Source organism: Nocardioides sp. CF8 (genome assembly GCF_000389985.1).
In the GTDB taxonomy this organism is placed as follows: domain Bacteria; phylum Actinomycetota; class Actinomycetes; order Propionibacteriales; family Nocardioidaceae; genus Nocardioides; species Nocardioides allogilvus.
In genome coordinates, this window is the sequence record NZ_CM001852.1 from 2,355,752 (window position 1) to 2,377,601 (window position 21,850).

General features: G+C 70.2%; 21 protein-coding genes and 1 pseudogene. 7 read left to right on the plus strand and 15 right to left on the minus strand.

Translation table 11 applies throughout. The features are described from left to right. The 3 genes and pseudogenes from CF8_RS22545 to CF8_RS11515 all read left to right on the plus strand — a co-directional run. A pseudogene (locus tag CF8_RS22545) lies at positions 1 to 368 on the plus strand (hypothetical protein); the annotation flags it as partial. Positions 369 to 413: 45 nt separating this feature from the next. Beyond that, entirely contained in the window at positions 414 to 2,414 is a 2,001-nt protein-coding gene (locus tag CF8_RS11510; RefSeq protein WP_010833295.1) for an SDR family oxidoreductase, read from the plus strand. Continuing rightward, positions 2,411 to 3,247 carry an MOSC domain-containing protein gene (locus tag CF8_RS11515; protein ID WP_010833296.1) on the plus strand — a complete coding sequence of 279 codons (837 nt, stop codon included), beginning with the start codon at positions 2,411 to 2,413 and terminating at the stop codon, positions 3,245 to 3,247. Before CF8_RS11510 ends, CF8_RS11515 begins: the two co-directional genes overlap by 4 nt. A 3-nt stretch (positions 3,248 to 3,250) precedes the next feature. On the opposite strand, the gene CF8_RS11520 is transcribed toward CF8_RS11515, so the two are convergent. Continuing rightward, the gene (locus CF8_RS11520) at positions 3,251 to 4,072 is read right to left on the minus strand and encodes a sulfurtransferase (RefSeq protein ID WP_010833297.1); all 822 of its coding nucleotides are present in this window, start codon (positions 4,070 to 4,072) and stop codon (positions 3,251 to 3,253) included. A gap of 53 nt (positions 4,073 to 4,125) precedes the next feature. Here CF8_RS11520 and CF8_RS11525 point away from each other — a divergent pair, with 53 nt between their 5' ends. Then, positions 4,126 to 4,779, plus strand: coding sequence for a thymidine kinase (locus CF8_RS11525; protein ID WP_010833298.1), 654 nt, complete (start codon positions 4,126 to 4,128; stop codon positions 4,777 to 4,779). Positions 4,780 to 4,795: 16 nt separating this feature from the next. Here the strand turns inward: CF8_RS11525 and CF8_RS11530 are convergent, their stop codons facing one another. The 3 genes from CF8_RS11530 to CF8_RS11540 all read right to left on the minus strand — a co-directional run bounded on the left by CF8_RS11530 (position 4,796) and on the right by CF8_RS11540 (position 9,312). Further along, positions 4,796 to 5,923 (minus strand): alkaline phosphatase family protein, encoded by a 1,128-nt coding sequence (locus CF8_RS11530; RefSeq protein WP_010833299.1) that lies wholly within the window; start codon positions 5,921 to 5,923, stop codon positions 4,796 to 4,798. 75 nt (positions 5,924 to 5,998) lie between these two features. Further along, on the minus strand, positions 5,999 to 6,577 hold the full coding sequence (locus tag CF8_RS11535) for a DUF5998 family protein (RefSeq protein ID WP_010833300.1): 579 nt from the start codon (positions 6,575 to 6,577) through the stop codon (positions 5,999 to 6,001). Between the two features lie 29 nt (positions 6,578 to 6,606). After that, positions 6,607 to 9,312, minus strand: coding sequence for a bifunctional acetate--CoA ligase family protein/GNAT family N-acetyltransferase (locus CF8_RS11540; RefSeq protein WP_010833301.1), 2,706 nt, complete (start codon positions 9,310 to 9,312; stop codon positions 6,607 to 6,609). Between the two features lie 23 nt (positions 9,313 to 9,335). On the opposite strand from CF8_RS11540, the gene CF8_RS22020 reads away from it, so the two are divergent. Further along, a complete protein-coding gene (locus CF8_RS22020; protein WP_156887212.1) occupies positions 9,336 to 9,764 on the plus strand; it encodes a hypothetical protein in 429 nt (142 codons plus the stop codon). 140 nt (positions 9,765 to 9,904) lie between these two features. On the opposite strand, the gene CF8_RS11555 is transcribed toward CF8_RS22020, so the two are convergent. Beyond that, a complete protein-coding gene (locus CF8_RS11555; RefSeq protein WP_036490812.1) occupies positions 9,905 to 10,165 on the minus strand; it encodes a ribbon-helix-helix protein, CopG family in 261 nt (86 codons plus the stop codon). A 111-nt stretch (positions 10,166 to 10,276) separates the two neighbouring features. Between CF8_RS11555 and CF8_RS11560 the strand changes: the two genes are divergently transcribed. Together CF8_RS11560 and CF8_RS11565 are read left to right on the plus strand one after the other, a co-directional pair. Then, positions 10,277 to 11,089: a class I SAM-dependent methyltransferase gene (locus CF8_RS11560; protein WP_010833303.1), complete on the plus strand. Its 813-nt coding sequence runs from the start codon at positions 10,277 to 10,279 to the stop codon at positions 11,087 to 11,089. 190 nt (positions 11,090 to 11,279) lie between these two features. Continuing rightward, positions 11,280 to 12,497 (plus strand): hypothetical protein, encoded by a 1,218-nt coding sequence (locus CF8_RS11565; RefSeq protein WP_010833304.1) that lies wholly within the window; start codon positions 11,280 to 11,282, stop codon positions 12,495 to 12,497. Between the two features lie 7 nt (positions 12,498 to 12,504). Here the strand turns inward: CF8_RS11565 and CF8_RS23475 are convergent, their stop codons facing one another. From CF8_RS23475 to CF8_RS11610, 10 genes are all read right to left on the minus strand, one after another. Further along, a complete protein-coding gene (locus CF8_RS23475) occupies positions 12,505 to 12,627 on the minus strand; it encodes a hypothetical protein (protein WP_269634793.1) in 123 nt (40 codons plus the stop codon). A 31-nt stretch (positions 12,628 to 12,658) separates the two neighbouring features. Then, on the minus strand, positions 12,659 to 14,329 hold the full coding sequence (locus CF8_RS11570; protein ID WP_036490814.1) for an FAD-dependent oxidoreductase: 1,671 nt from the start codon (positions 14,327 to 14,329) through the stop codon (positions 12,659 to 12,661). Further along, positions 14,307 to 14,585, minus strand: a complete 279-nt coding sequence (locus CF8_RS11575) for a UBP-type zinc finger domain-containing protein (RefSeq protein ID WP_010833306.1) — start codon at positions 14,583 to 14,585, stop codon at positions 14,307 to 14,309. Before CF8_RS11575 ends, CF8_RS11570 begins: the two co-directional genes overlap by 23 nt. Next, positions 14,582 to 14,911 (minus strand): thioredoxin, encoded by a 330-nt coding sequence (gene trxA, locus CF8_RS11580; RefSeq protein WP_232211498.1) that lies wholly within the window; start codon positions 14,909 to 14,911, stop codon positions 14,582 to 14,584. The genes CF8_RS11575 and trxA overlap by 4 nt, the downstream gene beginning before the upstream one ends. A 119-nt stretch (positions 14,912 to 15,030) precedes the next feature. After that, complete coding sequence (gene clpB / locus CF8_RS11585; RefSeq protein ID WP_010833308.1) at positions 15,031 to 17,667, minus strand: ATP-dependent chaperone ClpB; 2,637 nt, start codon at positions 17,665 to 17,667, stop codon at positions 15,031 to 15,033. Next, on the minus strand, positions 17,658 to 17,978 hold the full coding sequence (locus CF8_RS11590; RefSeq protein WP_010833309.1) for a chaperone modulator CbpM: 321 nt from the start codon (positions 17,976 to 17,978) through the stop codon (positions 17,658 to 17,660). The genes clpB and CF8_RS11590 overlap by 10 nt, the downstream gene beginning before the upstream one ends. Further along, a complete protein-coding gene (locus CF8_RS11595) occupies positions 17,975 to 18,949 on the minus strand; it encodes a DnaJ C-terminal domain-containing protein (protein WP_010833310.1) in 975 nt (324 codons plus the stop codon). The genes CF8_RS11590 and CF8_RS11595 overlap by 4 nt, the downstream gene beginning before the upstream one ends. Beyond that, a complete protein-coding gene (locus CF8_RS11600; RefSeq protein WP_010833311.1) occupies positions 18,949 to 19,491 on the minus strand; it encodes a nucleotide exchange factor GrpE in 543 nt (180 codons plus the stop codon). Before CF8_RS11600 ends, CF8_RS11595 begins: the two co-directional genes overlap by 1 nt. A gap of 5 nt (positions 19,492 to 19,496) precedes the next feature. Then, complete coding sequence (dnaK, locus tag CF8_RS11605; RefSeq protein WP_036490821.1) at positions 19,497 to 21,386, minus strand: molecular chaperone DnaK; 1,890 nt, start codon at positions 21,384 to 21,386, stop codon at positions 19,497 to 19,499. Between the two features lie 100 nt (positions 21,387 to 21,486). Continuing rightward, the coding region (locus tag CF8_RS11610; RefSeq protein ID WP_232211499.1) for a response regulator transcription factor at positions 21,487 to 21,850 on the minus strand (364 nt) is incomplete at its 5' end.

Here is a 21,850-nt window from a genome sequence, read left to right on the forward strand (position 1 = left end):
CGACGCGGGTGCGCCGGCTCAACGCCGTACCCGCCGAGGAGCTGCCGCTCGGCGAGGACGCGATCGAGCTCGTCGCCGACGAGCCGGACGACGCCAGCCCGGCCGAGACCACGATCGACCTCACCGAGGCCGGCCTGGGCACCGAACAGCCCGTCGAGGCCTACCTCGCCGAGGACGCCGAGGAGGCCGCGGACTCCTCCGACGACGACTCCGAGCAGGACACCCCGCCGAGCGAGCCCGCCGCCGAGGACGACCGCAGCCCCGCTGCCGACGAGCCGCCGTCGCGCCGCCCCGCCCGCAAGGCCCGTGGCCGCGCGTCGGTGCCGAGCTGGGACGAGATCATGTTCGGCGGGCCCGGCGAGAAGTAGATCTTCGTCCTCGTCAGCGAAGCAGTCCTTCACTAGTCTCCGGTCATGTCCTACTTCGTCACCGGCGCCACGGGCTTCATCGGCCGTCACCTCGTCGAGGAGCTCCTCGACCACCGCGAGGGCGACGTCTTCGTCCTCGTCCGACCCGGCTCGCGCGGTCGCATCGACGCCCTGATCCGACGCTGGGGCACCGACCGGGTGATCCCGGTGGAGGGCGACCTCGCCACGCCCGGGCTCGGTGTGGATCCGGCGTGGACCGCGGCCAACACGGGGAAGATCGACCACTTCTTCCACCTCGCGGCGATCTACGACATGACGGCCGACGACGCCACCAACGACGCGATGAACGTGGACGGCACCCGCCACGCGCTGGCCCTCGCCGAGGAGATCGGCGCCGGTTGCTTCCACCAGGTCTCCAGCGTGGCCGCGGCCGGGGACCACCGCGGGACCTTCGACGAGACGATGTTCGCGGAGGGGCAGCACCTGCCGTCGCCCTACCACCGCACGAAGTACGAGTCCGAGGCGATCGTCCGTGACGAGTCCACCGTGCCGTGGCGGGTCTACCGCCCGGCGATCGTGGTCGGGCACTCCGAGACGGGCGCGATGGACAAGGTCGACGGTCCCTACTACTTCTTCCCCGTCCTCAAGCTGCTGCGCGACAACCTCCCGGCGTGGCTGCCGCTGGTCGGCGTCGACCTCGGTGACACCAACCTCGTGCCCGTCGACTACGTCGCCAAGGCCATGGACCACCTGGCGCACGCCCCTGGCCACGACGGCGAGGCCTTCCACCTCGTCAACCCCGAGCCACAGCCGGTCGTGGAGACGATCGGACTCTTCTGCGCGGCCGCCGGTGCGCCGCGCTTCGCCACCCCGATCGACCGACGGATCACGGCCTCCAAGCTGGTGCCGCGGCCCCTGCGGCCCTCGACGATGGTGGGAGCACTGGTCCGATCGGGGCCGATCCAGCTCCTGCTCGACCAGACGATCGGGCGTGCCGGCATCCCGGCCGAGGTCGTCGGCCACACCAGCTTCACGGCGGTCTTCGACTCTCGCCGTACGGAGGAAGCACTCGCCGGCTCGGGCATCGCGGTGCCCGACCTGGAGTCCTACGCCCGCACGCTGTGGGGCTACTGGGAGGACAACCTCGACGAGACGACGGGGCGCAGCTCGACCAACCGCGCGGCTCTCGAGGGCAAGCACGTCGTCATCACCGGCGCCTCGTCCGGCATCGGCCTGGTGACCGCGCTCAAGGTCGCGCAGTGCGGCGGCATCCCGGTGCTGGTCGCCCGCGGCAAGGACAAGCTCGAGGAGACCCGGGCGCTGATCGAGCAGCGCGGTGGGCAGGCCCACGTCTACCCGTGCGACCTGTCCGACCTAGAGGCGATCGACGCGCTGTGCACGCAGATGAGCGCGGAGCTGCCGTCGATCGACTTCGTCATCAACAACGCCGGCCGCTCGATCCGCCGCTCGCTGCGGCTCTCCTACGACCGCTTCCACGACTTCGAGCGCACGATGCAGCTCAACTACTTCGGCGCGATCCGGCTGATCATGGGGCTGATGCCCGCGATGCAGAGGCAGAAGTCTGGCCACATCGTCAACGTCAGCTCCATCGGAGTCCAGACCAATCCCCCGCGTTTTGCCGCGTACGTCGCCTCGAAGGCCGCCCTCGACTCGTGGTCCAACGTCGTGGCCAGCGAGGTCGTCGGCAACGGCGTCACGTTCACCAACATCCACATGCCCCTCGTACGGACGCCGATGATCGCGCCGACCAAGCTCTACGACAAGTTCCCCACGATATCGCCGGCCCAGGCCGCCGACATCCTCATCAGGGCCATGGTCGACCGGCCGCACGAGATCAACACCGCGCTGGGCAACGTCGGTGCGATCGCGCACACGGTGGCGCCGAAGGCGGCGTTCAGGTTGCTGAACATGGCCTATCACGTGTTCCCCGACTCGGCGGCCGCCAAGGGAGAGACGCCCGACGGTGGCACCCGCGAGTCCGAGCAGATCATGTTGGCGAAGGTCTTCAAGGGCATCCACTGGTGAGACTCACTGCGCTCAACATCCACCCCGTCAAGAGCATGGCGATCCGGCCCGTGGCCTCGGCGGACGTGCTCTTCGGCGGGCTCGCGACCGACCGGTCGTGGGGAGTCGTCGATGCCGACGGCGTGGTGCTCACCGCCCGGGAGGAGCACGGACTGTTCGCGGTCACGGCCGATACCCCGGCGACCGATGCCTCGCTGAGCACCGCCCTCCGGCTGCGTGCGGCCGACCTGCCCGACCTCCTGCTCGACGAACCGACCGGGGATCGCGTGCGCACCAAGGTCTTCTCCCGGGAGCTCGAGGGCATCCCCGCCGGCGCCGAGGCAGACGCGTGGCTGCGCAAGGCCGTCGGCCGCGACGACCTCCGGCTGGTCTGGTGCGACGATCCGACCCGACGCACGCTCAACCCCGCCCACTCACGACCCGAGGACTTCACGGCGTACGCCGACGGCTATCCCGTCACGATCGCGACCGAGGCCTCGCTGCGCCAGCTCAACGACTGGATCACCGAAGGCGCCCTCGAGCGCGGCGAGGTCCCGCCCGCTCCCCTGCCGATGGAGCGGTTCCGGCCCAACCTCGTCGCCGACGGGGAGATCCCGTTCGCCGAGGACGGCTGGACCACGGTCGTCATCGGCGACGTGCGGTTCCGCGTCGCCAAGCAGACCGACCGGTGCGTGATGACGACGATCGACCCCGCGACGCTGGAGACCGGCAAGGAGCCGATCCGCACGCTGGCCCGGCACCGGCTCTTCGACCACAAGACGATGTTCGCGATCCACCTGGTCCCCGAGTCGACCGGCCGGATCAGCGTGGGCGACGCGGTCGAGGTCTCCTGACCCCTAGCTGCGCTCGACGGGGCGGCTCTCGTCCGATGCCCAGCCCGACCAGCTGCCCGGATAGAGCGCCGCGTCCACCCCGGCGACGGCGAGCGCGAGCAGGTCGTGGGTCGCGGTGACGCCCGAGCCGCAGTAGGCGGCGACGTCGGCGCCGGGTACGGCACCGACCGCGGCATAGATCTCGCGCAGCTCGGCCGGCGAGCGGAACGTCCCGTCCTCGGTCACGTTGCGCGACGTGTCGACGTTGGCCGCGCCGGGGATGTGGCCGGCGACCGGGTCGATCGGCTCGATCTCCCCGCGGTAGCGCTCCGGTGCGCGGGCATCGATGAGGACGTCGACGTCGCACACGTCCGACGCGTCCACGACCCGCATCGACCCGGGCGTGCCCTCGAAGTCACCCGGCTCCGGTGCGACCGACTCCGTGCTGACCGCGCCACCCGCCGCGACCCAGGCGGGCCAGCCGCCGTCGAGCACCCGCACGTCGGGGTGCCCGTGGTCGCGCAACAGCCACCACGCGCGCCCGGCCGCGCGGCCCTGCCAGTCGTCGTGGACGACCACCGGCCGGTCGCCGCTCACCCCGGCACGCCGCATGGCCGCGACGAACACCTCCGGGTCCGGCAGGGGGTGTCTCCCCCGCTCGTCCACCGGGTCTGCGGGTGCGCTCGCGAGCTCGGTGTCGAGGTCGACGTACGCCGCTGTGGGGATGTGCCCCGACGCGTGTTCCTCGAAGCCGGTCGGCCCGCCCATCCGGTAGCGCACGTCGAGGACGGTGACCCCCGCGAGGATCGAGGACAGCTCGGCGGCCGAGATCAGGGGAGAGCTCACGCAGCCAACCGTAGTGCCGCCGCGCTCGACCGGATGTGACAGGATCTCGCGTCGTGGCTGAACTGCATTTCTTCACCGGGACGATGGACAGTGGCAAGTCGACCCTGGCGCTGCAGACCAACCACAACCACGCTGCGCGCGGCCGGGTCGGGAGGATCTTCACCAGCCACGACCGCGCCGGGCAGGCCGTGCTGTCCAGTCGCCTCGGACTGACCCACGACGCGCTCGAGGTCGCCCCCGACTTCGACTTCTGGCGCTATGTCGTGACGTCGCTGACCGCCGGCGGGCGCATCGACTACCTCGTCTGCGACGAGGCCCAGTTCTACACCCCCGACCAGATCGACCAGCTGGCGAAGGTCGTCGACGAGCTCCAGATCGACGTCTTCGCGTTCGGGATCCTCACCGACTTCCGCACCCAGCTGTTCCCCGGCAGCCGCCGGCTCGTCGAGATCGCCGACCGGATGAACGTGCTGCAGGTCGAGGCGCTGTGCTGGTGCGGCAAGCGCGCCACCCACAACGCCCGCACGGTGGACGGCAACATGGTCACCGAGGGTGACGTCGTGGTCGTCGGTGACGTCGAGGCCGCCGACGAGCCCCCGGCAGACGTGGCCTACGAGGTGCTCTGCCGCCAGCACCACCGGCGGCGCCTGACGGCGGCCCGCGCCAAGGCCGTCTCGCTCGCCCCCGAACCGCTGCCCTTCGGCTGACGCCGGCTCGGCAGGGTCAGCTGACGAGGATCGGGATCAGCATCTCGGCCGGGGTCAGTGAGCCGTGCATGCCGATCAGCTTCTTCTCGTAGGGGAAGTCGGTGGTCGAGACGATCGCCGCGTCGCCGCGGCAGGCGACCATGACGTCGCCGACGCGCGGGAGCACACCGGGCGAGACGTCCCCGAACCAGCCGCGCGCGATGGCGTCGTCGCGCGTCAGGACCAGCGCCCGCTCCCCCAGCACCTCGCGCCAGGTCGCCACGACCGAGTCCACGGAGCCGCGCGAGCAGTAGAGGTGGCGGAACCGGGCCTCGCCACCGAGCAGGTCCACGCCGTCGCGCAGCTCCAGCACCTCGTCCACGTCGACGCGCGACGCCTCGTCGGAGTCGACCATCCCGTGGTCGGCCACGACGACGAGTCGCACCGAGTGCGGCAGCGCCTCGCGCATCTGCTCGGCCTCGGCGTCGACCATCGCGAGCTGCTGGAGCCACTGCGTCGACGCGACGCCGAACTTGTGGCCGGTCCAGTCGAGGTCGGAGTCGTAGACATAGGTCAGCGACGGCGAGTACGCCGCCGCGGCGACCATCGCCGCGATCCGCTCGCCAACGCGGTCGGCGCCGACGTAGGTCGCGCCGCGGTGGGCGGCGACAGTCAGCCCGGAGCCGCCGAACTCGCGCTTGTTGACGACCGCGACGTGCACGCCGGCCGCGGTGAGGCGGGCGAAGGCCGTCGGGTGGGGCTGCCAGTCGAGCGGGTCGACCTGGTTGTCCCACGAGAGGTGGTTGATCAGCCGGTTGGTTCCGGGGATGCGCGCGGTGAAGCCGATCAGCCCGTGGGCGCCGGGGACCAGGCCGGTGCCGAGCGACGTCAGGCTGGTCGCCGTCGTCGACGGCACGCCCGCGGTGCCCACGGCCCCACCCTGGACCAGCGAGGAGAGGAACGGCGCGGCGTGCGAGTAGCGCCGGAGCAGCTCCGAGCCCAGGCCGTCGATCAGGAAGACGACGTACGCCGCTGCGTCGGGCAGCAACAGCCCGGTCGGTGCGGCACCGGCGACCGAGGGGTCGATCCCCAGCGCGCGGGCGACCGCGGGCACGACGTCACCCAGCGAGCGCTCGCCGTAGGCCGGCAGCTGGAAGTAGCTCACGCGCGTACTCGCTTCGCTCCGTGCGCGCGCGAGGCACGGTCGCGCTGTGCTGATCTGTTCACTCGCTGCGCTCGCTCACCTGGTCAGGGACGAGAGGGACTCGGCGAAGCCCAGCAACCTGCCCACGGCCTCGCCGCCGTCGGCCGCGGCCGAGACGCGCAGCGAGAAGTCGTCGCCGGCAATGACGCCGGTGTAGCCGTGGTCGGCGTCGCACTCGGGGTCGGCGCAACCGGCCGGCTCGAGGTCGATGCGACCGACACCGCCCCAGCCGATCGTCATGACGGCCTCCGCGGGCGAGGACGGGCCCGAGGTCGGGTTGGCGATCATCCGCGTGACCACGACCGAGCGGACCGCGGACAGCGAGACCGCCTCGGTGGAGGTCGAGGTGTAGGGATCGGGCAGCAGGTCGTCACCGGGGTGCTCGTCGGTGTGCGCCAGGATCAGCCGCGTCGGTGTCAGCACGGCGACGGTCAGGTGACGGCGCACCTCGTCGCGGTCGAAGGTGGGCTCGTGGTGCAGGTAGAACGCCAGCATCTCCTCGCCGCCCACCGCGGAGAAGACTCCGTCGGAGACCACCTCGGGGTAGTAGCCGGTGTGGTCGATGGCTCGTCGAAGTTCTCCCGCTGGCCCGTTGTCGGACGTCTTGCTGCGCATGGCCGCAGTCTGTCACGCAGGCTGCGGGTTCAGTCGGGCAGCGTGTCCCCCGGCGGCGTGGACAGCCGCCGGACGAACCAGTCGGAGCGGGGGTCGATGACCGGCTCGATCCTGATGGCACCGCCGAGCACCGCTGCCCCGTTGGCGCCCGCCAGGATCAGCGGCAGCTCGAGCGCCCGGACCTGGGGCAGGTCGTTCTGGATCTGCGCCACCCGGCGCACCAGTCGCTCGATCTCCGTCACGTCGACGATCTCGCTGCCGCGGTAGCCGAACAGGATCGGCGAGGCCTTGATCTCGCGGACCATGTCCTGCGCGTCGTGCTCGGCCAGCGGCGGGATCCGGAAGGACCGGTCGCCCAGCAGCTCGGTCAGCGGTCCGCCGATGCCGAAGGAGAGCACCGGCCCGAAGAGCGGGTCCTCCATCGAGGAGATCCCGACCGGCACACCCGGCGGTGCGTTCTTCTGGACGACGAAGCCGGCGGACTCGGGCTCGGTGATGAGGTCGTTGAGCGAGCTCCACGCGTCGGTCATGTCGGCGGCGGTATCGATGTTGCGCCAGACGTGGGCCAGGTCGGGGCGGTGGCGCAGGTGGGGCGCGGTCGCCTTCAGCACCACGTCCCAGCCCAGCTGGGTCCCGGCGGCCAGGGCATCGTCGAGGGTGCCGACCGGCACCGTCTCCCACAGCTCGATGCCGTACGCCGCCAACAGCTCACGCTGCTCCGCCAACGACAGGTCGTGGCCCTCGGGGTGGTGCATGAGCAGTTCGTTGACCACGCGCCGAGCCGCCTGCCGGTCGACGAGCTCCTCGTCGGAGGCCGGCGTGTCGGGCGTGCGCAGCCACACGGCGTACTCCACGACGCGCGCGAGGGCGCGCACCGCCGCTTCCACGGCCGGGTAGGACGGCACGGAGCCGCGACCGGCGCTCGAGCCGGCGACGTCGGGGACCCGCAGGAGCTCGGGCACGCCCTCGGCACCGAGGAAGGTGGAGACGATCGGCTTGTCCGACTGCTCGCCGACGGCCGCGAGGACGTTGGCGACGTCCTCGCCGGAGACGTTGAGCGGCGGGATGTAGATCGCGGCCACGGCATCGACCTCGGGGTCGTCGATGGCGGCGTCGAGGGCGTCCTCGAAGTCCTCCGCACCCGCGTCGGCACCGAGGGCGACCTGCTTGTTGACGACCAGGCCAACACCGGTGGCGGCGTCGGCGGCGAGCAGCCCGAGGGCGTCGGAGTTGCCGACGACGGCGACCCGGCGACCACGCGGCAGCGGCTGGTGGGCCAGCAGCTGGGCGACGTCGAACATCTCCTCCAGCGTGTCCACCTGGATCACGCCCGCCTGCCGGAACATCGCGTCGACGGCCTGCCCGGGCGCGGCGATCTTGCGCACCGCGTGGCCCATCGGCACGCCCTGGGTGCTGCGGCCGGAGCGCACGGCGATGATCGGCTTGCGGCGGCTGACACGGCGGGCGATCCGGGAGAACTTGCGCGGGTTTCCGATGGACTCGAGGTAGAGCAGCACGACCTCGGTGGCGTCGTCCTCGAGCCAGTACTGCAGCAGGTCGTTGCCGGAGACGTCGGCGCGGTTGCCGGCGCTGACGAAGGTCGACAGGCCCAGGCCCCGGTTGTTGACCTTCTCCAGGATCGCCGAGCCGAGGGCGCCCGACTGGCAGAAGAAGCCGGCGCGACCGCGCGGCGGCATCAGCGAGGACAGCGAGGCGTTGAGGCTGACCTCGGGGTCGGTGTTGATGACGCCGAGGGCGTTGGGGCCGATCAGCCGCAGGCCGTAGGAGCGCGAGAGCCCGACGAGGCGGCGCTGCCGGACCCGGCCCTCCTCGCCCGTCTCTGCGAAGCCGGAGGAGATGACGACGAGTCCGTGCACGCCCTTGGCCGCGCAGTCGAGGACGACGTCCTGCACGGCGTCGGCGGGCACGGCCACGATGGCGACGTCGACGTCGCCGGGGATGTCGCCGACGGTCTTGTAGGCGGGCATGCCGGACACCGCGTCGGCGCTGGGGTTGACGACGTAGACCCGGCCGGTGAAGTCGCCGGTGACGAGGTTGCGCACCAAGGCTTGGCCGATGGTGTCCTGGCGACGGCTGGCTCCGATGACCGCGACCGAGCGCGGCCGGAAGAAGCGTTCGATGCTGGCGGACTCGGCACGGTGCTCGCGCTGGGCCATCACGCCGATGGCGGTGTCGGTCGGGTCGATGCTGAACTCGAGCTCCATCACGCCCTCGTCGTAGGCGCTGGCGACCCGGTAGCCGGCGTCCTTGAAGGTGTGGATCATCGCCTGGTTGTCGGGCAGGACCTCCGCGATGAAGCGCTCGATCCCCCGCTCGCGGCCGGCCTGGGCGAGGTGCTCGAGCAGCAGCTGCCCGATGCCGCGGCCCTGGTGGCCGTCCTCGACGAGGAAGGCGACCTCGGCCTTGCCGGGCTCGACCATGTCGTAGCGGCCGACGGCGATCATCTTCTCGGCCGAGATGAGCACCAGGGCGACGCGGTTGACGTGGTCGACGCGGGTGAAGCGCTTCAGGTCCCGCTCGGAGAGGTTGGGCATCGGCGAGAAGAACCGGTAGTACTTCGACTCGTCGGAGACCCGGCTGTAGAACTCCACCATCAGCTCGGCGTCCTCGGGCCGGATCGGCCGGATGTGCGCCGACTTCCCGTCGCGCAGGAGGACGTCGGCCTCCCAGTGCCGCGGCGGCGGGGTGCTCGTCTCGGCTTCGCTGGTGGTCACGTCGGGAAATCTACAGGGCCGCAGTGGACTTCGAGCGCGCTCGTCGTTGGCGGTACGGAGAACTGTCGGAGCTTCGGCCTCTGTGGGCCAGCGTGCGCCTGACCGACGATGCCGTCGCAGGCGCGCAAGCCCTGTTCGACGCTGATCCGCAGATCGTGCGCTGGGCCCTGAGCAAAGTCTTTCGTTCCGGAAGTCGATCCGCTCAAGTCGTCGTCTTCGTCGACGTCGCAGGCAACCGCTGGGACCTGCTCGAACAACATTCGTCTGGAGGAGCGATCGGCTCGCGGAGCGTGTCAGTGCGGGATCGCCGAACGGGACGTCCGGACATGCTTGAGTTGAGTGCTTTGGCGGCGGCGTCAATCGAGCAGGTGCAGGTACATCGGGCGGCACTTCATTGCATGGATGGCTTCTTCGGTGCCGTCGTCCCACACGAGCACCACGATCTCAAGTAGCCGCGCACGGGTGTCGAAACCGATGCGCAGTTGACGCTGTGGCACCTCCTCGTCCAAGGGACCTGAGGCCAGCGGAGAAAGCGCCACGACGACAATGTCTGCGTCGTCAATTCCGTGCTTGCGTGCTGAGGGACGGACGATCACGCGACGTGCGACCACGCTTCGAGAGCCGCTCGGATGGCCTCGGAGCGGTTCAAGCCCTCGCGTTCGGCGCGCGCCATCACTGCCGCAAGCTCTTCCGCAGTGAGTCGAACAGGCACTACCTGCGCGGCTGCGGTCCCCCGCGGGGCACGGCCCCAGCGAGCCCGCAACTCATCTACGTCGTAGCCCACTTCGGCTTCGGCGACCCAATCATCGACTTGAGTTTCGTCGACCTCTTGGCCCTGAATCGTTCGCTTCATGAACTCATCGTAATACGAAGAGTTGTGTGCGCCAAGGGGCCGCCTGAGCCGCATTGACTGCGTTCCGGTTGCGGATCGCTGACGGCAACGGGGAAAGGGGATGATCGCTGCATGACTGATCAGTGCGGGCTGCGGATGACCTTCGACTCGGCCGCTGATCTCTACCAGCAGGCCCGGCCCGAGTACCCCGAGCATCTCTACGAGGCGATGATCGCCGCCGCTGGGCTCAGTGCGGACAACCGGCTGTTGGAGATTGGGAGCGCCTCCGGCAAGGCGACATTGCCCCTAGTGCGCCGAGGTTTTCGCATCACTTGCGTCGAGCCTGGCCCAGCGCTGGCCGCCGCGGCGCGGCGAAACCTGGCGAGATTCCCCGACGTCGAGGTCGTCCAGAGCATGTTCGAAGACATAGACCCCTCGGCGCACGAGCGGTTCGATCTAGTGTTCGCGGCCACCGCCTGGCACTGGCTCGATCCAGCGGTTCGCTACCGGCGCACGTGGGAGTTGCTGCGCCCGGGAGGCCACTTGGCGTTCTGGAGTGCCACCCACGTCTTTCCGGAGGGCGGAGACAGCTTCTTCGTCGACCTACAGGAGATCTACGACGAAATCGGCGAAGGGCTGCCCGACGGGGTGACGTGCCCCCGGCCCGGAGAGCTACCCGACCAGCGCGAGGACATCGAGGCGAGCGGACTGTTCGAACCGGTCCTGGTGCGCCACTTCGACTGGGAGGTCGCCTACGACGCCGACGGCTACACCCGGCTGCTCGACACGTTCTCGGGCCATATCGCGATGGAGCCGTGGAAGCGGCGGCGCTTGTACTCGGAAATCCGGCGCCGAATGGACGAGCGCGCAGACGGGCTACTCCGCCGCGGCTGGGGAGCCGTCCTACACGTCGCCCGGCGACGCGACCTCCCAGACGCCCCATAGCCCGATCGCGCTGTGTTCCTGCTTGCCTCTCGCCGGTAGCCGCGCTCAAGCGGAGCCGCACGCTCCGTGGTCACGTCCGGGCGACAAGCTCTCCGACGAGCACTCGACGTTGACGACGCCACTTGGACAGCCTCACGAGGCTGGGCCTTTAAGTCCGCAGTGCCCCCACTACGACCGGCGCCTGTCCCGCGTGTTCGCCGAGGGTGCGGCCAGTGAGTGGATGCTCACAGTCGGCCTGAGCATGCTGGCGCGGGTCCCACGATCTGTCGATCTGGGCGACACTCGTGTGCATGACGTACAACGTTCGGGCCCATTCGTGCAGCCCGGCCGGCTGCCCATGAGTGCCGGTGAGGTGGTGATCGGGCTCATCTCGGCTCCGGGCACGGCCGCCGAGGTCGCGGCTGATCTCGCCGAGGACCTGCGCGCAGAGTTGAGTGTGCTGATGCCGACCGTCCGATGGCGGGTGCCAACGGTGGTAGATGCCCTCGTCCACCCACCTGCTGACGACGCCGTGCTCGTCGGCGCGGCGCGGGAGCGGCTCCTGGCGGAGGCCTGGGACCTCATCGTCTGCCTCACGGATCTGCCGCTCAGGGTTCGTCGCCGGCCGGTGGTCGCCCATGCCAGCCCGCTGCACGGAGTGGCTGTCGTGTGCCTGCCGGCGCTCGGGGTGGTGGGACTGCGTCGACGCGCCCGTGACGTAGTCGTCGGTCTCGTGCGCACCTTGCTCGGGGAGGCCGAGGATCACGCGCCCTCCAGCTCGGAGGCCGCCCTGCGGCGCCGCGCTCGCGAGCTCGGGAGTCAGCAGGAAGCGGGAGACGGCAGCGTCATGTTCACGGCGAGGGTCCTGAGCGGGAACGTGCGACTCCTGGTCGGGATGATCCGAGCCAACCAGCCCTGGCGGCTTGCCATGGGACTCTCCAAGGCTCTGACCGCCGCTCTGGCAGCCGGAGTCTTCGCGTTGGTCACATCCGATATCTGGCAGCTGGGCGACGCGCTCAGCTGGACCAGGCTCGCGGCGATCGGGGTGGGCGCCGTCACGGCGATCACGGCCTCCCTGATCCTCGGAGCGGGCCTGTGGGAGCGCGGTTCGAATCCGGCGGGTGGGAAGCACGTCATCCTGTTCAACCTGGCCACGACGGGAACGGTCGTGCTGGGCGTGTTCTTCCTGTACACAGCCCTCCTGCTCCTCGCACTTCTGACCACCCCACTCCTGGTGCCTGCGCCTTTGCTCGAGGAGAACCTCGGACACGCGGTTCGAGTCGGCGACTACCTCAAGCTGGCGCTGCTGGCCAGCGCCCTAGCGACGGTCGGCGGAGCCCTGGGCGCGGGCCTGGAGAGCGACGAGGCGGTCCGGGCCGCCGCCTACACGTACCGGCAGGAGCCGGGCGACGTCCTGCGGAACGGGTGACACACATCTACCGGGTGCCGACCTCGCCTCTCACCACGTCGAAGGCCACGGTGTGCACCTTGCCCGCGGGGGCGATGCCGATCTCACCGACGAACCGCATCACCTTGGTCTTGAGCTCCCGCTCCTCCATGACGCTGAGGGCTCTACGGGTCTGCTCCTGCTCACCGGCGACCCTCGGCTTCCAGGAACCCGTGCACCTGGCGGATCGCGACCGAGCCTTCGCCGACTGCGGAGGCGACGCGCTTGACCGACCCACTGCGTACGTCGCCCACGGCGAAGACGCCCGGACGGCTGGTCTCGAACATGCCCCCCTCGGAGCCGTCGACCACGGGCCCGGTGAGGATGAACCCCTTCGCGTCCAGCGCGATCTGCCCCTCGAGCCAGCTCGTGTACGGGGTCGCTCCGATCAGCACGAACATGGCCGTGGTCGCGACGCGCTGCTTCGCGTCGGTGCGGAGGTCGTGCAACACCACCTCCTCGAGCGCTTCGTGCCCGACGAGCTCGCTCACCTCGCTGCGGCGCCAGATCTTGATGCGTGGTGACTGCTCGACGCGGTCGGCCAGGTAGCGGGACATGTCCCGTCCCAGGTCGTCGTGCCGGATGACCAGGTTGACCACCGGTGAACGGCGGGCCAGGAAGCAGGCCGCCTGGCCCGCCGAGTTGCCACCCCCGACGACGGTGACGGGGTCCTGTTGGCACAGCCGGGCCTCGAACTCCGTAGCGGCGTAGTAGACGCTGCTGCGCTCGAGTCGATCCAACCCGGGGACGTCGAGACGCCGGTAGCGCACACCCGTCGCGACGACGACGGCGTGCGCGACCAGATCCTCCCCCTCCGCCAACCCCACCACGTGGTAGCCGTCTGCGTGTGTGAGGGAGGTCGCCTCGCCGGGGATGCTGAAGGCGGCGCCGAACTTGCGCGCCTGCACCACGGCCCGGTCGGCCAGCTCCGCCCCGGAGACACCGGCGGGGAACCCCAGGTAGTTCTCGATCTGGGACGACGTGGCTGCCTGCCCGCCGGTGGCGAGCGCGTCCACGACCACCGTCGAGAGTCCTTCGGAGGCGGCGTACACCGCCGCGGCAAGACCACCCGGGCCTGCGCCCACCACGACCAGGTCGTACGCCGACCGGCTCGGCGCCGCACGAAGACCGACGAGTTCGGCCAGCTCCGTGTTGCTGGGGTTCCGCAGGACCGTCCGCGCCTTCCAGATCACGACGGGCGTCTGGTCGGGCGGGATGTCGAAGGCTCGCAGGGTCGCCTCGGCATCCAGGTCATCCTCCAGGTCCTCCCACCGGGACGGGATGCGATTGCGGCTCGCGAAGTCCCTCAACCGGCGGGTGTCGGCTGAGTAGCGGGAGCCGATGATCCTCAATCCCGCGCCGAGGCCGGCGTGGATCTTGCGTCGGAGCACGAAGGCTCGCAGGATCAGATCTCCGAGCGCCTGGTCCTGGGTGACCGCCTCCTTGAGGCCGTCATAGAGAACCTCGAGGACCTCCACGTCGGTCTGAGCGACGGCGGTGACGTAGACCGCCTGGCCGGTCAGCATCGACAGGTCACCCACGAAGCGGCCTCGCCCGTGGACGGCGATCACTCGCGCCTCCCCACCGGGACCTTCCTCCTGCACGACCCGGACCTTGCCGTCCAGGACGACGAACACGCCGCAGTCGCGGTCTCCCGCGCAGAACAGCGTGGCGCCCTCGGCCAGCGCCTTCCGCTCGCCGTGCTGCGAGAGCAGCAGGATCTGCTCGTCATTGAGCCGGGGATAGGCGCCGGTGGTGTCGGGGGTCTCGGGCAGGTCCGCCATCTCGAGCTCAGACGAACTGTTCGTCGACATAGCACCATCTCCAGTTCTCTCCCGGCTCGATCGAACGCACGATGACGTGACCCGTCGCGGCGGCGTGAGCGCGCGCGTGTCGCATCGGTGAGGAGTCGCAGCACCCGACCTGGCCACAGGTCAGGCACTGGCGCAGGTGCACCCAGGGGGTGCCGAGCTGCACGCACTCCGCGCAGGCGTGCTGAGCGGGTGGCGGCACGGGCCGGATGACGCGGATGTGCGGGTCGGCGCCGAGGCCCCCCGGGTGCGCGGTCATCGCTCCCCTATCGGCAGCCTCGACTCGAGCCACGAGCGCAGTAGGTTCTCCGGAAGGGCGCCGATCTGGGTGTCGACCACCTCTCCGTGGTCGAGGAGCACCAGCGTCGGGATCGACTGGACCCCGAACCTACGGCTCACGATCGGGTTCTCGTCAGCGTCGACCTTGACCAGCTTGAGGTTGCCGGCCAGCTCCCCAGCCAGCTTCTCCAGGGCCGGGCTGACCATCCGGCATGGGCCGCACCACGGAGCCCACACGTCGACCAGCACCGGGATGCTCGACTCGTCCACAACCGCGTGGAAGTCAGCGTCGTCCGCGTCCACCACCCAGGGCAACGGAGTGCTGCACCTCCCGCAGCGCGGCGTGCCCCCGGCAACCGCTGGGACGCGGTTCCTGGCTCCGCAGTTCCCGCACACGACCGTCGTCTTCCTCTCCGTGGTCGCGGTCATGCCACTGTCTGCCCCTCTGTCGGACTGCTGGACGCGGTCACCACGAGCTCCCCGTCGGCCACGTCCACCCAGATCGTGCCCCCGTCGGCCGCGTCGCCGCGGATCAGCGCTCGGCCCACCTGGGTCTCCACCTCACGGGAGATGTACCGCCGCAGCGGGCGGGCGCCGTACGCCGGGTCGAAGCCCTGGTCAGCGATGAACCGGCGCGCCTCGGTCGTGACCTCGAGGGTGACCCGCATGCCGGCCAGCCGGACCCGCAGCTCCTCGAGCTGGAGGTCGACGATGCGCACGATCTCGGCCAACGTCAGCGGCTTGAACATCACGATCTCGTCGACGCGGTTGAGGAACTCGGGGCGGAAGTGCGACTGCAGCGTGCGCATCACCATCGAGCGGGCCTCGTCCTCGACCTCGCCGTCCGCGGTGATCCCCCCGAGGAGGTGCTCCGAGCCGATGTTGGACGTCATGATCAGCACGGTGTTGCGGAAGTCGACGGTCCGGCCGTGCGAGTCGGTCAGGCGGCCGTCGTCGAGCACCTGCAGCAGCGTGTTGAAGACGTCCACGTGGGCCTTCTCGATCTCGTCCAGCAGGACGACGGAGTAGGGCTTGCGCCGCACGGCCTCGGTGAGCTGACCGCCCTCCTCGTAGCCGACGTAGCCCGGGGGTGCTCCGACCAGCCGGCTGACCGTGTGCCGCTCCTGGTACTCGCTCATGTCGATCCGGACCATGTTCTCCTCGGTGTCGAAGAGGGCCGCGGCCAGCGTCTTGGCCAGCTCCGTCTTCCCCACCCCTGTGGGGCCGAGGAAGATGAACGACCCGATGGGGCGCTGGGGGTTCTTGATGCCGGAGCGGGCGCGGACGACCGCGTCGGCCACCAGCTGGACCGCCTCGTCCTGGCCGATGACCCGCTCGTGGAGCACCTCGTCGAGCCGGAGCAGCTTGTCGCGCTCTCCCTCCTGCAGGCGGGTGACCGGGATCCCGGTCCAGCGCGACACGATGTCGGCGATCTCGTCTGCGGTCACCACCTCGCGCAGCAGCCGGCGACCGCCCTGCTTGCCCGCGAGCCGCGACTCGGCCGCCTCCAGCCGCCGCTGGATCTCCGGCAACCGGCCGTGCCGCAGGGACGCTGCCCGGTTGAGGTCGTACTCGCGCTCGGCCCGCTCGCTCTCCAGCCGTACCTGCTCCAGCTCCTGACGCAGGGACTGCACCTCGCGTAGCGCCGACCGCTCGGCCTCCCACTGTGCGCGCAGCGCGTCGGCCTCGGCCCGGGCGTCGGCCAGCTCCCTGCGCAGCTCTTCCAGACGGGCCCTGCTCGCCGCGTCCTCCTCCTGCGACAGCGCTGCCTCCTCGATCTCCATCCGGGTCACGCGCCTAGTGAGCTCGTCCAGCTCGGCCGGCATCGAGTCGATCTCGGTACGCAGCATCGCGCAGGCCTCGTCGACGAGGTCGATGGCCTTGTCGGGCAGGAAGCGGTCGGAGATGTAGCGGTGGCTCAGCGTCACCGCCGCCACCAGGGCGCCGTCGTGGATCTTCACCCCGTGGAAGACCTCGAACCGCTCGCGCAACCCACGCAGGATCGAGAGAGCGTCCTCCTCGCTGGGCTCGTCGACCAACACGGGCTGGAACCGGCGCTCGAGGGCGGCGTCCTTCTCGATGTGCGAGCGGTACTCGTCCAGCGTGGTCGCGCCGATCATGTGCAGCTCGCCGCGTGCGAGCAACGGCTTGAGCATGTTGCCGGCGTCCATCGCACCCTCACCGGCGCCTGCGCCCACGACGGTGTGGAGCTCGTCGACGAACAGCAGGATGTGGCCCTCGGCGCTCTGCACCTCGTTGAGCACCGCCTTGAGCCGCTCCTCGAACTCGCCGCGGTACTTCGCGCCGGCGATCAGCGCACCCATGTCCAGCGCGAAGACGGTCTTGTCCCGCAGGCCCTCGGGGACGTCCCCGTCGGCGATCCGCTGGGCGAGGCCTTCGACGATCGCCGTCTTGCCCACTCCGGGCTCGCCGATGAGGACCGGGTTGTTCTTGGTCTTCCGGGACAGAATCTGGACGGTCCGACGGATCTCGGAGTCCCGGCCGATCACCGGCTCGAGCTTTCCCGCCTTCGCGGCCTCGACGAGGTCACGGCCGTACTTGCCCAGCGCCTCGTAGGTCCCCTCGGGCGTCGCAGACGTCACCCGTTGGTGGCCGCGCACCTCGGTCAGCGCAGCCAGGAAGGAGTCGCGGGTCAGGCCCTGGTCCCGCAGGAGCCGCCCAGAGGCTGACTGCGAGCCCTCCTCCACCAGCGCGATCACGAGGTGCTCGACCGAGACGTACTCGTCCATGAGCCTGCGCGCCTCGCCGTCGGCAGCGTCGAGGAGCCGCGAAAGGCGCTGCGTGACGTGCACCTGCCCAGGCGTCACGCCCGGCCCGCTGACCCGCGGGCGCCGGCCGAGCTCGGCCTCGAGCTCCTCACGCAGTCGGTCCGGGTCGGCCCCGGCGCGTGCGAGCAGCGGCGCGACGAGCCCCTCGGCTTGGTCGAGCAGCGCGAGCAGCAGGTGCTCGCCGTCCACCTCGGTGTGGCCGAAGCGCAGCGCCTTGGTCTGCGCGTCGTGCAGCGCCTCCTGCGACTTCTGGGTCAGTCTATTCATGTCCATGGAGCGCCTCCTCGTCGTGTCGTGCGCCGTTGTGCGTTCTCCAGTTCCGCGATCCGGTCGAGCAGCTGGACCACCAGCCCGGTGGCGCTGTAGCCGAGGTTCAGGCTCATCCGCAGCCGCTGGATCCTGGCCATCTCCTTCACCTGGGACGGGTCGAACCACAGGCGACCCTGCGCGTCGCGGGTGACCTGCAGCAGCCCGAGCGCGACCAGGCGGCGCACCAGCTCCGGGTGTACGCCGGTGACCTGCGCATAACTCTCCAGGCTCAGCCGGTGGGGTCGGGCCAGCTCGAAGCGCGTGGTCGCGGTCATCGTCTACTCCTCGCGTCGAAGCGGGACACCTTCGCGAGCTCCTCGAAGTGCCGCCGCTCGTCGTCGGACAGGGTGCGGGGCACGCGCACCTGCAGCTCCGCGTAGAAGTCCCCGGGCGTGCCCTTCGGGTGAGGGAGCCCACGGCCCTTGAGCCGCAGGCGGCGGTGGCTGGACGACCCGGCCGGGACCTTGACCGTGGCCGCTCCTCCGGGCGTGTCGACGGACACCGACGCCCCGAGAGCGGCTTCCCACGGAGCGACCGGCAGGAGTGCGTGCACGTCACGACCCTCGACCCGGTAGCGCGGGTGGTCGGCGATCCGGACCACCAGGTAGAGGTCTCCGGCCGCCGCGTCGCCGCTGCCCGGACCGCCCTGGCCCCGCAGTCGGATCCGTTGGCCGTCGACGACTCCCGGCGGGATGGTGACGTCGAGCGTGCGGGGGCCGTCCGGACCCGTGATCGTGAGGCTGCGCTCGGTGCCGCGGTAGGCCTCCTCGACCGAGACCTCCACCTCCGCCTCGTGGTCGGCGCCCGGGACCGGGCCGGGTCCCCAGCCGGCCCGGCCCCGGCCGCCCCGCCCTCGCCCACCGAAGATCCCCCCGAGCAGGTCCTCGATGTCGATCTCGTCACCGAAGTCGGCCCCGCCGAAGCCGCCGGACGGCCCGCCCCCCGACCATCGGCCGCGTGCGCCTGCCGCCGCATCGGCATAGGCGCGGCCCTGGCGCCAGGCGGCCGGGTCCGCGTCGGGTGGCACACGTCGGAAGTCCTCGCCGAAGGCGTCGTAGCGCCGCCGTTGCTCGGGGTCCGACAGCACGTCGTAGGCCTCGGCGATGTCCTTGAACCTCTCCTCGGCCCCAGCCTGCTTGTTGACGTCGGGGTGGTTCTGGCGCGCAAGCCTGCGGTAGGCGCGTTGGATCTCGGCCGGGTCGGCATCGCGAGAGACACCGAGGACCTCGTAGAAGTCCTTGGCCATCAGGAAGCCCTGGTTGCCACCACGACAGCAGCCGGACGCAGGAGCTTGTCGTCGGGTCCGTATCCGGGGCGGACGACCTGGGCCACGGTGCCGGGCGTCAGCCCCTCACCGGACACGGTGCTGACCGCCTCGTGCACGGCGGGGTCGAAGGCCCGGCCGTCGTCCTCACGACGCGGGTAGCCGAGGTCGGCCAGGACGCCGACCGCCTGCGCGAGCACTGCTCGCAGGCCCTCGGCCACCGAGCTGGGGTCGGACGACGCGTGCTCGAGCGCTCGCTCGAGGTTGTCCAGGACGGGCAGCCACCTGGTGGCCACGGCCGCCCGTTCCTGCTCGCGGGCGCGCACCACGTCGCGTGCGCACCGCTTGCGGAAGTTGTCGAGCTCGGCAGCTGTGCGCCGCCACGCGTCTTCGAGCTCGGCGACCTGGCGCGACTGGCCGACAGTCTCGGGCGTGGCATCGTCCGGCGCGTCGCCCGACCGGGCCTCGGTCGTGGGGGTCTCGGTCGAGGGGGTCTCGGTCGTGGGTGCCTCGTGGTCGGACATGGCGGTCAGTGGGAGGTGAACTCGGCGTCGATGACGTCGTCGTCGCCGCTGTCGGACGGCTCGGCGGCGGAGCTCGCCGACCCGCTCGACGGCCCGCCATCCCGGGCGGCGGCGCCGAGCGCCTGGCTCAGCTGGTGGAGCTCCCCTGTCAAGGCGCGGAGGCGGTCCACCGGTTCGTCGCCCTCCACGGCCTGGCGCGCCTCCTCGACCAGCATCTCGGCACGAGCGCGGTCGTGCTCGGGCACGGACGCGGCGGCTTCGTCGAGGGTCTTGCGCACCTGGTAGGCCACGGAGTCGAGTTGGTTGCGAGCATCGACCCGCTCACGCAGGGCAGCATCCTCACCGCGATGGGTCTCGGCGTCCCTGACCATCCGCTCGACCTCCTCCTGGCTCAGCGTGGAGGACTCGCTGATGGTCACCTCCTGCTCGGCACCGGTGTCCTTGTCCCGCGCCGAGACGTGCAGGATGCCGTTGGCATCGATGTCGAAGGTCACCTCGATCTGGGGCACCCCACGCGGGGCGGGACGGATGTCCTCCAGACGGAACCGTGCCAGCACCCGGTTGTCGGCCGCCCTCTCCCGCTCGCCCTGGAGCACGACGACGTCGACGGCGGACTGGTTGTCCTCCGCGGTGCTGAAAATCTCGGTCCGCCGGGCCGGAATTGTCGTGTTGCGCTCGATGACCTTGGTCATCACCCCGCCCATCGTCTCCAGCCCCAACGACAGGGGCGTGACGTCAAGCAGCAGCACATCCTTCACGTCGCCCTTGATGATCGCCGCTTGGACGGCTGCACCGACGGCCACGACCTCGTCCGGGTTGACGGTCATGTTGGGCTCCTTGCCCCCGGTCAGGCGGCGCACCAATGCCTGTACGGCCGGAATCCGCGTCGAGCCGCCGACGAGAATGACCTCGTCGATGTCGTCGGTGGTGACCTTGGCGTCCTCCATCGCCTGCCTGACAGGGCCGAGGCAGCGCTCGACGAGGTCGGCGGTCAGCTGCTCGAACGACGACCTCATCAGGTTCACGTTGAGATGCTTCGGTCCGGAGGCATCCGCGGTGACGAACGGGAGGTTGACCGCGGTCTGACTGACGGCCGACAGGTCGACCTTGGCCTTCTCGGCAGCCTCGAACAGTCGCTGCAATGCCTGGGAGTCGTCGCGCAGGTCGATGCCATTGGACTTCTTGAACTCGTCCGCCAGGTAGTCCACGATCCGGCGATCGAAGTCATCGCCGCCGAGATGGGTGTCTCCCGCTGTCGACCGGACCTCCACCACGCCGTCCCCCACGGTGAGGACGCTGACATCGAAGGTGCCGCCCCCGAGGTCGAAGACCAGCACGGTCTCGTTCTCGAGCTTGTCCATCCCGTAGGCGAGGGCAGCGGCCGTCGGTTCGTTGATGATCCGGAGGACCTCGAGCCCCGCGATCCGGCCGGCGTCCTTCGTGGCCTGACGCTGCGCATCGTTGAAGTGCGCCGGGACGGTGATGACCGCCTCGGTGACCCGCTCACCGAGGAACTTCCCGGCGTCGTCGACCAGCTTGCGCAGCACCTGGGCGGAGATCTCCTCCGGCGCGTACATCTTGTCGTTGACCTGGAAGCGCACCGCACCGTCGGACCCCGCAACCACATCGAACGAGACGGTGTTCATCTCGCTGCTGACCTCGTCGAACTTGTGACCGATGAATCTCTTCGCGGAGTAGATCGTCCCCTTCGGATTCAGGATCGACTGCCGCCTCGCCATCTGGCCGACCAGGCGCTCACCGTTCTCGAGGAAAGCCACCACGGACGGCGTCGTCCGGTTGCCCTCCGCGTTCGGGATCACCTGCGCCTGCCCACCCTCCATCGCTGCGATCGCCGAGTTCGTCGTTCCCAGGTCGATGCCAACTGCCCTGCCCATGACCACTCCATTCGCCGGAAGCTCGTGTGTGACCATGCTCCTCAGGGGCCACGTCACCGGCATCCCGTGAACGGGTGATCTTTGAGGGGCAGGTCTCCGGCTATCCCATGGGAAGGTGATGCTGCAGCGCCAGCACGGTCAGCTCGACTCGCGTGTGGATGTCGAGCTTGCGGTACACGTGCTTCAGGTGGGCGTCCACGGTGTGACGCGAGAGGTGGAGCTCCGTGGCGATAGCGCGGTTGGTCATGCCCGCAGCGACCCCGGCCACGACTCGCAGTTCGCCGTCGGTGAGCGACCCCCACCCTCGGTCCACGTCCTCGTCGCCGTGCGAACCCACCCTGACCATGGGGTACCGGCTCGCCTCGGTGAGGCGGGCCGCGGGGTACTCCGCCGGCCGCAGGTAGTGAGGGTTGTCGATCACCATGCCGTCTAGCTGTACCCGGCCATCAGGTTGGTAGCAGCCG

What these genes read in the sequence shown, in the direction of transcription:
- CF8_RS11510 (WP_010833295.1), top strand. Translation starts at nt 414, where the DNA reads ATGTCCTACTTCGTCACCGGCGCCACGGGCTTCATCGGCCGTCACCTC.
- CF8_RS11535 (WP_010833300.1), bottom strand. Translation starts at nt 6,577, where the DNA reads ATGCGCAGCAAGACGTCCGACAACGGGCCAGCGGGAGAACTTCGACGA.
- CF8_RS11555 (WP_036490812.1), bottom strand. Translation starts at nt 10,165, where the DNA reads ATGAAGCGAACGATTCAGGGCCAAGAGGTCGACGAAACTCAAGTCGAT.
- CF8_RS11560 (WP_010833303.1), top strand. Translation starts at nt 10,277, where the DNA reads ATGACTGATCAGTGCGGGCTGCGGATGACCTTCGACTCGGCCGCTGAT.
- CF8_RS23475 (WP_269634793.1), bottom strand. Translation starts at nt 12,627, where the DNA reads ATGGAGGAGCGGGAGCTCAAGACCAAGGTGATGCGGTTCGTCGGTGAG.
- CF8_RS11570 (WP_036490814.1), bottom strand. Translation starts at nt 14,329, where the DNA reads ATGTCGACGAACAGTTCGTCTGAGCTCGAGATGGCGGACCTGCCCGAG.
- CF8_RS11575 (WP_010833306.1), bottom strand. Translation starts at nt 14,585, where the DNA reads ATGACCGCGCACCCGGGGGGCCTCGGCGCCGACCCGCACATCCGCGTC.
- clpB (WP_010833308.1), bottom strand. Translation starts at nt 17,667, where the DNA reads ATGGACATGAATAGACTGACCCAGAAGTCGCAGGAGGCGCTGCACGAC.
- CF8_RS11590 (WP_010833309.1), bottom strand. Translation starts at nt 17,978, where the DNA reads ATGACCGCGACCACGCGCTTCGAGCTGGCCCGACCCCACCGGCTGAGC.
- CF8_RS11595 (WP_010833310.1), bottom strand. Translation starts at nt 18,949, where the DNA reads ATGGCCAAGGACTTCTACGAGGTCCTCGGTGTCTCTCGCGATGCCGAC.
- CF8_RS11600 (WP_010833311.1), bottom strand. Translation starts at nt 19,491, where the DNA reads ATGTCCGACCACGAGGCACCCACGACCGAGACCCCCTCGACCGAGACC.
- dnaK (WP_036490821.1), bottom strand. Translation starts at nt 21,386, where the DNA reads ATGGGCAGGGCAGTTGGCATCGACCTGGGAACGACGAACTCGGCGATC.